This is a genomic window from Pseudonocardia sp. T1-2H, from assembly GCF_038039215.1.
Classification (GTDB): Bacteria; Actinomycetota; Actinomycetes; order Mycobacteriales; family Pseudonocardiaceae; genus Pseudonocardia.
Genome location: NZ_JBBPCL010000001.1, coordinates 1,886,231 through 1,901,233 on the forward strand (window position 1 = coordinate 1,886,231; position 15,003 = coordinate 1,901,233).

General features: G+C 71.1%; 12 protein-coding genes and 2 pseudogenes. 9 read left to right on the plus strand and 5 right to left on the minus strand.

Annotated features, from left to right (window positions below; all coding sequences use genetic code 11):
* Nucleotides 1-203: 203 nt before the first annotated feature.
* Nucleotides 204-356, minus strand: a complete 153-nt coding sequence (locus WBK50_RS09475) for a hypothetical protein (protein ID WP_341335232.1) — start codon at nt 354-356, stop codon at nt 204-206.
* 638 nt (nt 357-994) lie between these two features.
* On the opposite strand from WBK50_RS09475, the gene WBK50_RS09480 reads away from it, so the two are divergent.
* From WBK50_RS09480 to WBK50_RS09505, 6 genes are all read left to right on the plus strand, one after another.
* Nucleotides 995-1,672, plus strand: a complete 678-nt coding sequence (locus WBK50_RS09480; RefSeq protein WP_341335233.1) for a GAP family protein — start codon at nt 995-997, stop codon at nt 1,670-1,672.
* Between the two features lie 287 nt (nt 1,673-1,959).
* The gene (locus tag WBK50_RS09485; protein ID WP_341335234.1) at nt 1,960-2,625 is read left to right on the plus strand and encodes a GntR family transcriptional regulator; all 666 of its coding nucleotides are present in this window, start codon (nt 1,960-1,962) and stop codon (nt 2,623-2,625) included.
* A 351-nt stretch (nt 2,626-2,976) separates the two neighbouring features.
* On the plus strand, nt 2,977-4,386 hold the full coding sequence (locus tag WBK50_RS09490; protein WP_341335235.1) for an MFS transporter: 1,410 nt from the start codon (nt 2,977-2,979) through the stop codon (nt 4,384-4,386).
* Nucleotides 4,387-4,511: 125 nt separating this feature from the next.
* Nucleotides 4,512-5,315 (plus strand): transketolase, encoded by an 804-nt coding sequence (locus tag WBK50_RS09495; RefSeq protein ID WP_341339344.1) that lies wholly within the window; start codon nt 4,512-4,514, stop codon nt 5,313-5,315.
* A complete protein-coding gene (locus tag WBK50_RS09500; RefSeq protein WP_341335236.1) occupies nt 5,312-6,367 on the plus strand; it encodes a transketolase family protein in 1,056 nt (351 codons plus the stop codon). The genes WBK50_RS09495 and WBK50_RS09500 overlap by 4 nt, the downstream gene beginning before the upstream one ends.
* Nucleotides 6,368-6,452: 85 nt before the next feature.
* On the plus strand, nt 6,453-7,214 hold the full coding sequence (locus tag WBK50_RS09505; protein ID WP_341335237.1) for an SDR family NAD(P)-dependent oxidoreductase: 762 nt from the start codon (nt 6,453-6,455) through the stop codon (nt 7,212-7,214).
* 244 nt (nt 7,215-7,458) lie between these two features.
* Here WBK50_RS09505 and WBK50_RS09510 read toward each other — a convergent pair whose 3' ends face one another.
* The 3 genes from WBK50_RS09510 to WBK50_RS09520 form a co-directional block, all read right to left on the minus strand.
* The gene (locus tag WBK50_RS09510) at nt 7,459-7,602 is read right to left on the minus strand and encodes a hypothetical protein (protein ID WP_341335238.1); all 144 of its coding nucleotides are present in this window, start codon (nt 7,600-7,602) and stop codon (nt 7,459-7,461) included.
* Between the two features lie 1,517 nt (nt 7,603-9,119).
* Nucleotides 9,120-9,293, minus strand: a complete 174-nt coding sequence (locus tag WBK50_RS09515) for a hypothetical protein (protein WP_341335239.1) — start codon at nt 9,291-9,293, stop codon at nt 9,120-9,122.
* A 67-nt stretch (nt 9,294-9,360) separates the two neighbouring features.
* Nucleotides 9,361-10,086 carry a TetR/AcrR family transcriptional regulator gene (locus tag WBK50_RS09520; RefSeq protein WP_341335240.1) on the minus strand — a complete coding sequence of 242 codons (726 nt, stop codon included), beginning with the start codon at nt 10,084-10,086 and terminating at the stop codon, nt 9,361-9,363.
* A gap of 333 nt (nt 10,087-10,419) precedes the next feature.
* Here WBK50_RS09520 and WBK50_RS35025 point away from each other — a divergent pair.
* The 3 genes and pseudogenes from WBK50_RS35025 to WBK50_RS09535 all read left to right on the plus strand — a co-directional run.
* Nucleotides 10,420-11,010, plus strand: a pseudogene (locus tag WBK50_RS35025) (amidohydrolase family protein); the annotation flags it as partial.
* Nucleotides 11,011-11,138: 128 nt separating this feature from the next.
* A complete protein-coding gene (locus WBK50_RS09530) occupies nt 11,139-11,891 on the plus strand; it encodes an enoyl-CoA hydratase/isomerase family protein (protein ID WP_341335242.1) in 753 nt (250 codons plus the stop codon).
* A gap of 525 nt (nt 11,892-12,416) precedes the next feature.
* Entirely contained in the window at nt 12,417-13,727 is a 1,311-nt protein-coding gene (locus WBK50_RS09535) for an acyl-CoA dehydrogenase family protein (RefSeq protein WP_341335243.1), read from the plus strand.
* A 354-nt stretch (nt 13,728-14,081) separates the two neighbouring features.
* On the opposite strand, the pseudogene WBK50_RS09540 reads toward WBK50_RS09535, so the two are convergent.
* Nucleotides 14,082-14,813, minus strand: a pseudogene (locus WBK50_RS09540) (alpha/beta hydrolase).
* Nucleotides 14,814-15,003: the final 190 nt, after the last annotated feature.

Here is a 15,003-nt window from a genome sequence, read left to right on the forward strand (position 1 = left end):
TGCGTCGACCTGAGGGCCGAACTGCGTGCCGGCCGCGGTGGCCAGGTTCCGCCCGGCGTCGGCGAGGTCCTGCAGCGCGGCCTTGACGCCCTCCGTGCCGACCTTCGTCGCGTCGAGCTGGACGAGCGCGTTGGCCGCGGTCTGGAACTGCGCCGCGGCGCTGCACAGCTCGGGCGAGTACGTGGGGGCTGCGGGAGCCGTGGTCACAGCGGGTGGTGCGGGCGGTGTCGCCGGGGCGCAGCCGGCTGCGAGGAACATCCGGCGACGACCACGGCGCCCAGTACCCCCGCCACCGCCGCGCGGAGTGCCGCCCGCCCCATGTGCCCGGTCGGCCCGACCCTGCTGATGTGCGTCATGGCCGCCTCCTGCGCCATCGGCTTCCGCCCCTATCCCATGCGGCACCGCTGCAGCCCACTGTCGACGTGTCGGTCCTCCCGGAACGGGTCCGGTCACCCCCGGAGGGTGGTCACGGCCTCGACCGCGCCGTCTACCCTCATCGCCCGACCAGGCCCGCGAAGATCACGACCGGCCGCGACCGCCCCTCGGCGTCGTTCGGTCGCGGTGCGGGAGGCATCGGCGCGGTGGCGGCGAACAACCGCTGTATCCCTTGTTCTGGCGTGTCTCGCGGCACGGGCCATCACCTGCCGCAGGTACTCCGGGCCGAGGACGTCGACGCCCCGAGTTCTCGGCTCCGGCCCCTCCTACGAAGCCGGACTTCAGTCCAGGTGCCAGGACCCGTCCGGGGCGGGACGCCCCCGACCCGTGCACCACGAGCAGGAGGCCTCCGGGTCTGTTTGTCGGAGAGCGGCGTGCCGGCCAGCTTGAGTTCGACCGTCCGCACGGGTCACCACGCTGATTCCGATCATTGTCACCATCAACAAGCTCGACCCGGGCTCCCTCCGCACGGCCCCGGCCCGCCAAACGAGCAGTGGAGGAGTCGAGGTAACCCCGCCGGGGTGAAGTCCGCACCGTCCGGTCCGTTCAGCATGGCGGCGTGAGTGTGGATGCGTTGCTCCTCGCATTGACATCGGTCATCCGCCCGCTGAGCGTGGCGGCGGTGTGCGCCATGCTCGCAGCCGTCCGGCCGACCCGCTTGCTGACGGCCTACGTCGTCGTCGGGTTCGTCGTCAGCGCCGGGATCGGCACGGTACTTGTCGTCCTGCTGGGCGTATCGGCCGGATCGCGGGCCCCGGCGGAGGTGCGCGCGGTCATCCCCTTCATCCTCGGCGCGGTCTCGCTCGGCTACGCCGCCGGGCTGCTCGGCGGATGGGTCCAAGCACCGGTGCCCGATCGCACCGGGGCCACTCCCGGGCCCGACTCCAGCTCGTGGCTCGGCCGTCAACTGGCCAACCTGTCCCCACGCCGCGCGGCCCTTGCCGGGGTGCTGACCCACAAGCCGGGGCTCTTCTACCTCGCTGCACTGAGCGCGATCACGAACAGTACGTCGAGCAACGCGGGCCGGATACTCCAGGTGGTCCTGTACAACGCGATCTGGTTTGCCATGCCGATGGCTGCCCTGGCGCTCTCCAGACGGAGACCGGTCGAGCTGCAGGACTTCCTGCGGCGGACGACTGAGTGGGTCTGGCGCCGGCAGCGGGAGATCATGATCACGGCGTTCGGCATCCTGGGCGTGTACCTGATCGTCAGGGGCGTCGTCGAGCTGCGGTCCTGACCGTCCGCGCCGTCGCCGCCCGGCCGCGACAAGGTCGAGGACCTTGCGGCGGAACTCGGGTGGGGACCTCTTCGGCGCGGTGCTGAATCGCGGTGGCAAGCCCACTGCTCGGCGACGGATCGACCTGCACGCAGAGCTCGACCACAGGCGATGGCTCCACCGGACGTCTGGTAGTCAGGGCAGTGGCCTCGGCGAGGCGCGTGATGCCGGCCGGTCTGTCAACAGCTGTCAGATTACTGTTGACATCCAGCAGCGGTATGCTCGGTGCCGAGCGAGGAGGTCCTTCGGTGAGTGTGGAGCCCCTGTCCAGTCTGGACCGCAGCACGCTACGGGAACGCGCCCTGGAAGCGCTCCGGTCGGCGATCACCTCCGGCCAGTACCGCCCCGGTGACCATCTCGGTGAGGTGGAGCTGGGCAAGCACCTCGGGGTGAGCCGGGGGACTGTCCGCGAGGCGTTGCGCCACCTGCAGCAGGAGGGCCTGGTCACCGCCGGGAACCGGGGCATGCTCCGGGTGAACGCGCTGTCCCCGAGAGAGGTCCGGGAGTTGTTCCGCGTGCGGGCGGCGCTGGAAGGACTTGCCGCTGCCGAGATCATCGCTTCGCCCCGACGGGACGCCGCCGTGGCCACGCTGCGGGAGGCGCTGTCCGGACTTGCCGACGACGGTGGGGACTTTGCGGCGAGGCTGGAGGCCGACCTCGGCTTTCACCTGCTGCTCTGCAGGTTGTCGGGCAACTCCATGCTGGTGGAGGCCTGGCGCTCTCTCGAGGGCCGCATCCGCGTCACGATCATGAACTGTGAGTCGGACGGGACGCCGACGATGATGTCGCGAGACCGGCACACGTCGATCGTCGACGCGATCGAGAGCGGCGATGTGCCCGTCGCGACGAAGGTGGTCGAGCAGCACATGGCGGCCGCCGCCGAGCAGTACGCGCCGATGACGGACGAGGCCTGATCACCTCCTAGCTCGGCCCACCGCACAGCCGCCTCCGCATAGCCGGCGCAGAGCGGCTCGCCCGGCTGCCACGCGCTTGTCCTCGACGGCGCCCCGGCTTGTTCGGTTTCCGCTCGTCAGCCCGCGCGACTCGTTCGGGCCGCCCCCTGTCGCGTCGCTCGTGGTCGGCGCGCGCCCGAAAGGCGGCACGGCCATTTGGGTGACGAGCGAGAAGAGGGCATTGACACGTCGCACCTCCGCGCTCACCATCTTCACCCAACAGATGACTGTTAACAGTTAACTGTTGGGGGTTAGCGGCAGGCGCGCAGTGGCTAGCTCCGTCCGAGTCCTCTCTGATCAGCGGAGATCACCATGACCGAACGGCAACCGCCGCTGCAGGACCCGCACCTCGAGGAGGTCGCCCACTGGCATCCCATCGAGGGCACGCCGGAGAAGAAGAAGGTCGCCATCGGCTGCTCTATCGGCGCCACCATCGAGACCTACGACTTCATCGGCTTCGGGACCGCTGCGGCGCTGTATTTCAACAAGGTCTTCTTCCCGGCGACCGACCCTCTCTCGGGCACCCTGCTGTCCTTCGCCACCCTCGGCATCGGCTTCGCCGTGCGCCCGCTGGGCGGGATCATCGGTGGCTACCTCGGCGACCGCATCGGCCGCAAGCCCGTCCTGGTCGGATCCCTGCTGCTGATGGGCATCGCGACCGTGCTCATCGGCGCCCTGCCCACCTATCAGCAGGTCGGGGCGTGGGCCGGGATCCTGCTCGTTGCCGTACGCGTCGTGCAGGGCCTGGCGTTCGGCGCCGAGTGGGGCGGCGCGATCCTGATGTGCTTCGAACACGCGCCGTGGCGCAAGAAGGGCCTCTACACCGGCATCACCCAGGCCGGTTTCCCGGTCGGGCTACTGCTGGCGAACCTGGCCTTCCTGGCCAGCGTGCCGCTGGGGGAGCAGTGGGCGTGGCGGGTGCCGTTCCTGCTCAGCGCGGTGCTCATCGTCGTGGGCATCCTCATCCGGCTCAAGATCGAGGAGTCCCCGGAGTTCGAGGAGCTGAAGGAGGAGGGCGAGGTCTCCAAGAACCCGCTGCTGGAGGTGCTGCGCGACGACTGGCGCACCGTGCTGCGCGCGTTCTGCCTGCGCATCGCCGAGACCGCCGGCTACGCCGTGTCCGTCACGTTCATGCTGTCCTACCTCGCGTCGGAGAAGCTGGCGGCGCGTTCGGTCAGCCTCACCGCGCTGCTCATCGCGGCCGGAATCGGCATCGTCGCGACGACATGCTGGGGCGCGTTGACCGACCGGGTCGGGCGGCGCCCGGTGTACCTGCTGGGCTCTGCGATCACCCTGCTCTGGGGCGTCCCGCTTTTCCTGCTGGTCAACACCGGCGCCGCGACAGCGATCATCCTGGCCTTCCTGGTCAGCTACGCGATCTGCCAGAACTCCCTCGCCGGCGTGCAGGGTGCCTGGTTCTCCGAGCTGTTCGCCACCAAGACCCGCACGACCGGCGCGTCGCTGGCCTACCAGCTGTCGGCCGTCGTCTCCGGCTTCACCCCGCTGGTCGCGACGGCTCTCTATGTCGGCGTCGGCTGGATCGGCCCGGCGCTGCTGTTCAGTGGCTACGGGCTGCTGGGCCTGCTCGCCGCGCTGGTGACCAAGGAGACCTGGGGCCGGGCCGAGCGCGAGGAGGTCGCCGCCCTCGAACGCGCCCTCGCCGCGCCGCCGGCGCCCGAGCCGGCTCCACGCCACCACACCAAGCCGGCCACCGGGAGCTGACCGTGCACACCACACCGACGACTGAACACATGAGTGCGAAGGAGGACGGCGTGACATCACTCGACACGCCGCACACCGCGGCCGGGGCTCCGGCCGACCGGACCGACCGGATCGACCGGCTCCGCATGGCGGCTCACCGGATCAGGCGCAACGCGCTGAACATGGGCGAGGTGCAGGGCCAGGGCTACATCGGCCAGGCGCTCGGCGTCGCCGACGTCCTCGCCGTGGTCTACGCCGACCAGCTGCGCCACCGGCCCGAGGACCCGCACTGGCCCGACCGGGACCGGTTCCTGCTCTCGATCGGGCACTACGCCATCGCGCTCTACGCGGCGCTGGCCGAGGCCGGGATCATCCCGGTCGAGGAGCTGGATACCTACGGCTCCGACGACTCCCGGCTGCCCATGTCGGGGATGGCGTCCTACACCCCCGGCATGGAGATCTCCGGTGGCTCGCTGGGCCACGGGTTGGCGGTGGCCACCGGGATGGCGCTCGGGCTGCGCCACCAGGGCAACCCGGCCCGGGTTTTCAACCTGCTCTCCGACGGCGAGCTCGACGAGGGCTCCACCTGGGAGGCCGCACTGCAGTGCGCCCACCACCGGCTGGACAACGTGACCGCGATCGTCGACGTCAACGCCCTGCAGGCCGACGGGCCGACGGCCGGCGTCCTGCGGACCGAGCCGGTCACCGAGAAGTGGCAGGCGTTCGGCTGGAAGGCGCGCCGCGTCGACGGCAACGACATCCCCGCGCTGGTCGCCGCCTTCGACGAACTGCGCGAGCACCGCGGGACGCCCTCGGTGCTGATCTGCGACACCCGCATCGGACGCGGCGTGCCGCTGCTCGAGTCCCGCGAGAAGGCGCACTTCATGCGCGTGGCCGAGCACGAATGGCAGATCGCCCGCGACCAGCTCGAGGAGGGGCTGAACCGATGACCGCCACGACCTCTGGGAAGAAGAAGCTCACCACCTCGGCGATGATCGCCTCGTTCGCCGACCCCGGGCAGCGCACCACCAGCGCCCCGTTCGGGCACGCGCTGGCCCGGCTGGCCGAGGAGCGCCCCGAGATCGTCGGGCTCTCCGCCGATCTGGCCAAGTACACCGACATGCACATCTTCCGCGACGCCCACCCGAACCGGTTCTTCCAGATGGGGATGGCCGAACAGGCCATGCTCGGTGCGGCGGCCGGCCTGGCCGAGGTCGGGCTGGTGCCCTTCGCGTCCACCTACTCGGTCTTCGCCACCCGGCGCGCCTACGACTTCCTCTGCCTCGACATCGCCGAACCCGGGCTGAACGTCAACGTCGTCGGTGCGCTGCCCGGGCTCACCACCGGCTACGGGCCCAGCCACCAGGCGACCGAGGACCTGGCGATCCTGCGCGCCTGCCCGAACCTGACGATCGTCGACCCGTGCGACTCGGTCGACATCGAACAGGCCGTACCCGCGCTCGCCGCCACACCTGGACCCACCTACCTGCGCCTGCTGCGCGGGGCGGTGCCCACCGTGCTCGACGAATACGACTATCGCTTCGAACTCGGCAAGGCCGCGGAGCTGCGCACCGGCCGTGACGTCGTGCTCATCTCCACCGGCCTGATGACGATGCGGGCGCTGCAGGCCGCCGCTCGGCTCGAGGCCGACCACCTCGACGTCGCCGTGCTGCACGTGCCGACGATCAAGCCGCTGGACCGCGAGGCGATTCTCCGCGCGGCGCGCACCGACCGCCTCGTCGTCACGCTGGAGAACCACACCGTCATCGGCGGGCTCGCCGAGTCGGTCGCCGCCACCCTGGCCTACGCCGGGGCGAGCGCCCGGGTCGTCCCGATCGCTCTGCCCGACGAGTTCCTCGCTGCCGGCGCCTTGCCCACCCTGCACGACCGCTACGGCCTGTCGACCGACGCCATCGTCGCACGGGTGAAGGCCGAGCTGGGCGGCACCGCTGCCACCAGCGACGGCGCCTGGCCCGCGGACCCCGCCCCACCCACCGTCTGACCACCAGCTCGCCCCGGCCGCCGGCGGCGGTGCGCACCTCGCCCGCCGCCGGCCACCAGGCCCGATCAATCTCTGGAGAATACCCATGTCCGTGTCGGACAAGACCGCCATCGTCACCGGCGCCGGCTCCACGCGAGGTATCGGGCGCGCCACCGCGCACGCGCTGGCCGCCGCCGGATGGAACATCGCCATCCTCGACCTCGACGAGCCCAACGCGAAGGACGCCGCCCACGAGGTCGCCGAGCGCCACCGCGTGCAGGCCGTCGGCGTCGGCTGCGACGTCACCGACGAGACCTCCGTCGAGAACGCACTCGCCGCCCTCGACGACGCAGTGCCACCGGTAGGCGCCCTGGTCAACAACGCCGGCATCACCTCACCGACCCGCTTCCTCGACGTCACCGACCAGGAGTGGGACCGCATCTTCGCGGTGAACGTGCGCGGCGCCTACAACATCACCCGCCGCGTCGCCCCCGGCATGGCCGAGCGCGGCTTCGGCCGTGTCGTCTTCCTCTCCTCGGTCTCCGCCGAGCGCGGCGGTGGCGTCTTCGGTGGCGTCGCCTACTCCGCGGCCAAGGCCGCCCAGCTCGGGTTCGCCCGCGCGCTCGCCCGCGAGTTGGGCCCGAACGGCGTCACCGTCAACGCCGTCGCCCCCGGCCTGATCGGCACTGACATCACCGGCGGCGCCCTGGAAGGCGAGCGCAAATTCGAGCTCCTCGCCGGGACCCCGGTGGGCCGCGTCGGCAACGTCGACGACGTCGCCGACCTGATCACCTACCTCTGCCGCAAGGAGTCCGGCTACATCACCGGCGCCACCTACGACGTCAACGGCGGCTCGCACATCCACTGACCGCCGACACTGCGCGAGGAGTAGTCGCCCGACGGGTGGGATGACCGGCAGCGCGCCCGGGAGCTCCTGGCCGAGTCGGGTCTCGGTGGCGGGGTCACGCTGACCGCGGGGACGAGCGGGGTGTCCGCCTCCCAGCCGGCCCTCGCGCAGGTGCTGCAGGCCCGGCTGGGCGAGGTGGGTATCGGCTCCACGTGCGGGGGATGGACTTCACCCGGGCCGTGGCGGACTTCCGGGACCAAGCGTCCTACACCTCCCGCTTGACGCGGGAGTAGGTGGAGAAGCCGCCGCGGGAGATCCCGCACCGGTCCGTGACGTCGCCGATGCGGGCCCCGGCGTGTCCCTGGTCCAGGAGGAGCAGCCGGACGCGCCCGGCGTCGTCGACCCGCACGAGGTCGCCGGTGTGCAGCCGGCCACCCGGGAGAGCGCGGGCCGTGTCCTCGGGCCGGTTCCGGTAACCGCTGGTCAGCCGGGGCCCCGGACGAGCAGCTCGCCGGTGCCCGATGCCGCGTCCGGTCCGTCCGGGCGGAGCTGCAGTCGCGGCGACGGCGGTTCCGACGGAGTCGGCGTGGGCCGGGCGAGCCGCGCGGTGGAGCCGGCCGCGCCGCGTAAGGGAGCAGCGCGGCCGCCTTGTGAGCCAGACGGCTGGCGGGGCCCCAGATCGCGACTCGCCTGGTTCCACATCGCGACTCGCGGGGTCTTGGAGCGCGACTCGCTCAAACGCCCACCCGCGCTAGGAGCCGCTCGTGGTAGACGGCGGGTCCACCGAAGAGCAGCTGGGACGCCTTGGCCCTGCGGTAGTACAGGTGCGCCGGATGCTGTCGCTCTAGGGTCGATCTCGGTTGTCTCACGACGGCCCGACCGGCGAAGGAGCGAACGGGTGCTCGCGTGGCTCTGCTCGGCGGCGTCGGGGTGGTCGACCGGCCCCGTCCTGCGGATCGATGGCGACACCGTGCACCCGGTCGAGTCCTGGAGCGTGCGCCCCGGATACACGGCCGCGCGCGGCGGGCGGTCGGTGACGGCCGAAGCGGAGAGCCCGGGATGCGCACCGTCATGGGGATCACCCCGCCGGGCCTCGCCGGCCTGCGGGACGACGATGTCCGGATCGAGGGCGCTCGCCGCGGTCGGCACCTACCTGCCGCCCTGGGGAGACGGGCGCGGGCGGACCACAGGGCCCGACGAGGACGCGGTGACGCTGGCCGTCGCCGCCGGGCACGCAGCCCTGGGCGAGGCGGGACCGCAGGTCCGAGCCGTGGTGTTCGTGACGCGGGAGCTGCCGTTGCTCGTCGGCGGCAACGCCGCCGCCCTGCTGGCCGGGATCGGGCTGCCGGACGACGTCCCGGTGACCGAGCAGGTCGGCGGGCCGCCCGCGGTCCTCGACGCGCTCGCCGGCGCGGCCCCGGGCACGCTCGTCGTAGCCGCGGACGCGCAGGCCGGGGCGTCGGCGGGCGCCGCGGCGGCACTGGTCGGGGACACCGGCGTGCCGATCGAGCTGGTCGACCGGGTGGTCCGCAGCCTCCCCGTGCAGAGCCGGGTGGACGGGGGGCCCGTTCGGGACTACGCCGATCCGCGGCTGCAGCGCGAGCGTGGCCTGGGGCCTGCGGTCGAGGCCCTCGAGCTGAGCGACAAACCGGTCGCGGTGGCGGGGCTCGGCGCCAAGCAGGCCGCGGCGCTCACCGTCGGCCAGGCGCCCCGGCTGCCGACCCTCGGGGCGAGCGCCGCCCTGTTCGCCCTCGCGGGCCTGGAGCAGGTCGGCACGGGCGGCCTGGTCCTCGCCGTCGAGCAGGCCTCGGCGACCGCGATCCGGATCGGCGGCGTGCCCGCGGTCCGGCGCGACGAGCCCGCGGTCAGGGCACCGCAGCGCACCGTCGACAACCCGGGCCCGGAGATCGCGATCTCGCTGGCCGCCTACGAGCGGGCCTTCGACGCGAAGCTGCGCTGGGAGGCGGGCAGGTGCGGCGCGTGCGGCACCTTGGCCATGCCCCCTCGGTTCCGCTGCCTGGGGTGCGGCTCGGAGGCGGGCTGGTCGCCGGCGCCGTTGCCCCGGACCGGTGCCGTGTACGCCGGCGTGACGGTACGCACGGCGGCGCCGGACTGGTCCCGCAGGCCGGGTGACCCGGCGGGCGGCGGCCTCGTCGCCCGCCGCCCGTCAGTCGTTCGTCCGGATGGTGGACCTGATCATCGCCGCCACCGTGGCGATCATGTCCCCGTCGTCGACCGGGAGCCGCTGGACCCGGCTCTGGTACCAGGAAAGGTCGAGCATCGCCATGACGGCGAGGCCGAGCGCCTCCGGCGCGTCGGTCGGCTCGGTCTGCCGGTTCCGCAGGTTGACCCCGAGCAGCCACGCGACCCGCATCTGCAGCCGCTTGCTGCTCTCGCGGAAGTCCTCGTCCGGCGGTGCGGACTGGGCCGAGGAGAAGATGAAGGCGCCGTGCACGTCCATGAAGGCGAAGTACTCGGTGACCCAGCGCTCCACGTCCGCCCGTGACGCCGGGTGCGGGATGTCGTCCCAGCGGGTTACGGTGGCGAGGATGTCGCGGTAGGACTCCTCCCCGAGCAGGTTGAAGACCTCGCGCTTGTCCTTGAAGTAGGTGTAGAAGCCGGCCCGGGAGATGCCGCAGGCGTCGGTGATGTTGTTGATCCGGGTGCCGGAGTAGCCGCGGTCGAGGAACAGCTGCTGCGCGGCCTTGAGGATCAGGCTGCGCGTGCGGGCTGCACGCTCCCCGAGCCCGCCGTCGTCCGGCGACGGATCCGTCGTGCCGTGTGCCTCGGGGGCCACGGTGCTCGCCTCGTCGATCATGTACTCCAGGTCGTGTGCGGACAGAGCGTACGGGCGCTCGGACGGCGTCGCCGACCGGAGGGCCGCACCCAGCATAGTTGACGGCAGCGTCAGCCGGGCGGACCAGGCCGGATGTCTTTCGTGCGGTGGTGGAAGAGCAGAGTCGAAGCCACTGTCGGCGGTGGCCATCATAAGGTCTCCGATCAGTGCGAACGCGCGCCAAAGTGACGGTCGCGCCAAACCCTGTGGCGTTGCTCCTGCGCCCGGCGCGAAAGGTCGGCGTCGCCGCAGCGTCATGGTTCGCGAAGATAATTGACATTTTCGTCATACGAGTCACACGGTGATGGACGTTGCGCCAACGTCGCGGCAGTGGAGGGAAGAGCAGTGACGCAGTACACCGACGCGCCGATCTTCGACGCGGACACCCACATGTACGAGACACCGGAGGCCCTCACCCGGCACCTGCCGGAGCGCTTCCGCCGGGCGGTGCAGTACGTGCAGGTGGGACGGCACACCCGTATCTCGATCCTCAACCGGATCACCGAGTTCATCCCCAACCCCACGTTCGACCGGGTGGCCGCCCTGGGGGCGCACGAGAAGTTCTATTCGGGCCAGAACAAGGAGGGGAAGACCCTCCGCGAGCTCACCGGTCGGCCGATCGACGCGCAGCCGGACTTCCGCGAGCCGGGCCCCCGGATCAAGGCCCTCGACGAGCAGGGCGTGGACGAGGCGCTGGTCTTCCCGACGCTGGCCAACCTGGTCGAGCACTCCGCGGCGGAGGACCCCGAGCTGGTCGTGGCGATGATCCACGCGCTCAACCGCTGGATGCTCGAGACGTGGGGCTACGTGCACCAGGACCGGCTCTTCATGACCCCGGTGATCTCGTGTGCGCTGGTCGACGACGCCCGCCGGGAACTCGAGTACCTCGTCGAGAACGGTGCCCGGGCCGTGCTCATCAAGCCGGCGCCGGTCAAGGGGTACCGCGGCTGGCGCTCGCCGGCGCTCCCGGAGTTCGACCCGTTCTGGCAGGACGTCCAGGACGCGAACATGCCGATCGTCCTGCACGCGAGCCAGCCTCCGCTCGACGAGTACGTCAACCGGTGGGAGCCGCCGGAGACCAACAACTTCATGGAGATGAGCTCGTTCCGGTGGCGCAGGCCGCAGCCGTGCACGCGGCGGTCGCGGCGAACCCGCACGCCGCGACGGTTCTGGCAGGGCTGCTCCGCTGGTCCGGGTCGCTGCCGGTGCCGGCCGCGCTGGACGCCGAGTCGTTCGCCTACTCCACCCTGCTGGGCGGGCCGGAGTTCCGCCGCTGGCTCGAGCACCGCGGGCCCCGGCCGCTGCCACCACCCGCTCCCGCCGACCCGGTGCTCGTCGCTCGGGCCGGGGACGAGCTGCGGATCACGCTCAACCGGCCCGAGCGGCGCAACGCTTACGGTCGCGAGGTCCGCGACGCCCTCGTGGAGGCCCTGCAGATCGCGGAGCTCGACGACACCGTCGACCGGGTGGTGCTCGACGGGGCCGGCCCGTCGTTCTGCACCGGTGGCGACCTCGACGAGTTCGGCACCACCCCCGACCTGGTCACCGCGCATCTCGTGCGGACCCGAGGCGGGGCTGCTGGCCTGCTGCATCGCCTCGGCGAGCATGTCGAGGTCCGGGTGCACGGCGCTTGCGTGGGCGCAGGGATCGAGCTCCCCGCGCTCGCCGGCCGCATCCTGGCCCACCCGGACACGACCTTCCGACTTCCCGAAGTCGGCATGGGCCTGATCCCCGGCGCCGGCGGCACCGTCAGCATTCCCCGCCGGATCGGCCGCCGGCGCACCCTCCACCTGGCCCTGACCGGCGCAGCCCTCGACGCCCGGACTGCCCTCGAGTGGGGACTGATCGACCAGGTGCTGTGAGAACCAGCAGTCGTTCGCGAAGCTCGACGGCGAAGGGTTCGCTGTCTGCTTCGCCGCGGATGAGGGCGTGGATCGGTCGGTGTGGGCCAGGGGCTCGCCGACGAACTCGCCCCAGGCCTGGAGCCGCTGCCGTGGGGTCCAGGCGGTCCATATCGGCGAACCGGCTGGACCGGTCGCGTGGCCGCCGGGTTCCGCCGGGCCGGAGCGTGGCCCGTTGACGCAGAAGACGCTGTTGGCCACGGGGTGCGTCGAGCTGGCACGCAGCCCGGCACCGCCGGCGAGCGCCGTGGCTGAGGACCCATAGGCCCTGGGCGCTTGCAACGGCTAGCTGGTCCGGCGTTCGCGTTCGTTGGTCGTTCCTTCCTCCGAGGGCAGCACGGAGGAAGTTGTTCGGCCTATTCGGCGCCCCGACACTTCACGCTCTTCTCGTGGGGGCGCATGGTGATCCAGGCCACCTTGGTGTCGCAGCGGCCGTCAACCATCTGGGCTCGGTCCAGTGGCTCTGACGGGAGGGGAGAGGGCGGAATGACCATCAACTTCACGATGTCCGAGGCGCAGCGGAAGATGCAGTACGAGGTGCGGGCGTTCGCGGAGAATGTGTTGGCCCCGGTCGTCCCGGCGGCGGACCGGGAGCCGGACCCGGTCAAGGCGGTGAACCTGACGAAGCCACCGTACGTCGAGGCCTACAAGGCCGGGATCGCGATGTGCATGCTGCCCGCGAATTACGGGGGCGGCGGGTTGCCGTGTGTGGACCTGCTGATCGCCGCCGAGGAGATCTGCGTCGTCGATCCCGGATTCGCCTGCACGGTCCTGTGCAACGGCCTGGGGCTCATGCCGGTGTCCTGGTACGGCTCCGAGGAGCAGAAGGAGCGCTTCCTGCGCGCCGCAACGTCGGATCCCACCGGCGAGTACCTGGGTGGCTGGACCGCGAGCGAGCCACCGGGTCGTCCGAGCGGCACGGCAAACTTCGACATTCCGCTGCCCCGTCCGGCCGGTGTGGGCCTCATCGCGACCCGGGACGGTGACCACTACGTCATCAACGGTCGCAAGTACTGGCCGTCGTCGGCAGGCTGGGACGAGCAGGGTGTCAACGCCCAGACCGTCATCGTCCGTACTGATCCGGAGGCCGGCGGAACCGAGGGCCTCTCGGCGATCGTCGTGGAGCGCGGCACGCCGGGGGTCACCTACAAGTACATCGACAAGGAAGGCCACCGTCTCACCTCGAACGCCGAGGTCACCTTCGACAACGCGCGGGTACCCGTCGAGAACCTGCTGCCCGAGGCGCACGGCAACGGCGACTTCGTGATCAACCGCAACTTCGCGTGGTCCGGTCCGGTTGCCGCGATCGCTGCGGTCGGAGTGGCACGCGCCGCCTACGAGAAGGCACTCGACTTCGCCCGGAACAACACCGCCGGCGCACTCAAACCGATCATCGAGTTCCAGAACGTCGGCTACGTACTCGGCGACGTCGCCGCGAAGATCGAGATGGGCCGGTACTTCTCCTGGCGCGCCGCGGACTACCTGGACAAGCACGACCAGCACGCCGAACTCGTCGGTGCGATGAACAAGATCCAGGTCACCGAGATGATGTTCGACTGCGTGTACAAGTGCATGCAGATCGTCGGAGTGAACAGTCTCGAGGCCGGGAACGGGTTCGGCAAGCTGCTCCGCGAGGCGTCCGTGTTCCCGATCTACGACGGTGGGAACATGGGCATGCAGCGCCGCCGCGTGCACGGCCTGCTCGCGGATCCGATGTTCAACCCGCGGGCGATCATGGAGGACGACTACGTGAAGTTCGACAAGCACCACGAAGCGATCGACACCGTCGTCGCCTGACGGCCGGACTGCACAGTGGGCCCGGGCGGATCGCCCGGGCCCAGCGTCATGCGGGTAGACGGCCATGGGCCCTGGGCGAGCCGAAGCAGCACCGGAAAGGTCAGCGCGAGGACTCCCCGCACCCGCATGTTGGCCGCGCAAGCTCTCGGGGACGTGCGCCAGCAACGCCGCGCGACCGCTCCGACCTGGACGTCGGCTCTCGAAAGCGATCTGGAGTTGGCGCAGCGAGTTGCCGTGGGCATCGACGAAGCGGCACTCCGCCAGATACTGGCGGGGCCCGTGGCACCCCCGACGGCCGCGGCGAACGACCATCCGACTGATCAACTGCAGTACTGGGTCCGGTCCCTCCCGGCCTCACTTCAGGTGCCGGGCGAAGAACCGGTTCCCGGCGTCCCCCTCGAACTGCGGGACGCCGGTGTGCCCGCCCATATTGGCGTGCAGCGTCTTCTCCTTGGCGCCGAAGGCGTCGAACAGGTCCAGGGCCATCTTCCGGTCGTTTCCTTCGTCGTCCCACTGCAGCAGGACCTGCAGCGGAATGGTGACCTACCGGGCCTCCTCGAACAGGGTGCGGGGCACGAAACTCCCGGCGAACAGAAGGGCGGCTGAGATGCGCGGCTCGACCACAGCCAACCGGATGCCGATGGCGATCACCCCTCCCGCGTACCCGACCGGGCCGCCGATCTCGGGCAGCGAAAGGAGGGCGTCCAGGGCGGCCCGCCATTCCGGGACCGCCTTTTCGACCAGCGGGAGAACGAGCCGGTCGACGATCTCGTCGTCGACCGGCTCGCCGGCCTCCAGTGCCCGGCGCAGGTCGGCGCGGGCCTGTTCGGCGGCGGCGGAACGGGGCCGGTCACCGCTCCAGGGGAGCTCGATGGTGGCCGCGGCGTAGCCCTCCGCCGCGGAGTGCCGGGCCCGGGCAACCAGTCGGGGGTACATCTTGTGCAGTCCGCCGGGATGGCCGAGCAGGATCAGCGGGGCCGGTGCGGATGCGGATCCGGGCGTCCACAGGATGCCGGGGATCTCGCCGAGGGTGAACCCGCGTTCTCCGACGCCGTCGTCGAGGCGCTGTTCGGAAGTGAATCGCATGGTCGTGCCTTTCGGGAGTGCTCGTGAACGGCGCTCCCGGACGACCTATCGCCCGACCGTGACCCCGAAGGGATGCACCCATGTCGATACTGCGTTCACGGGTACCACCTCCTCGATCTCTCGCACGGCCGCCGGGAATGTAGCTGTGGTCGCCGTGGTCCGCCAACGGGTTTTCGCGCAGGCTCCGTGG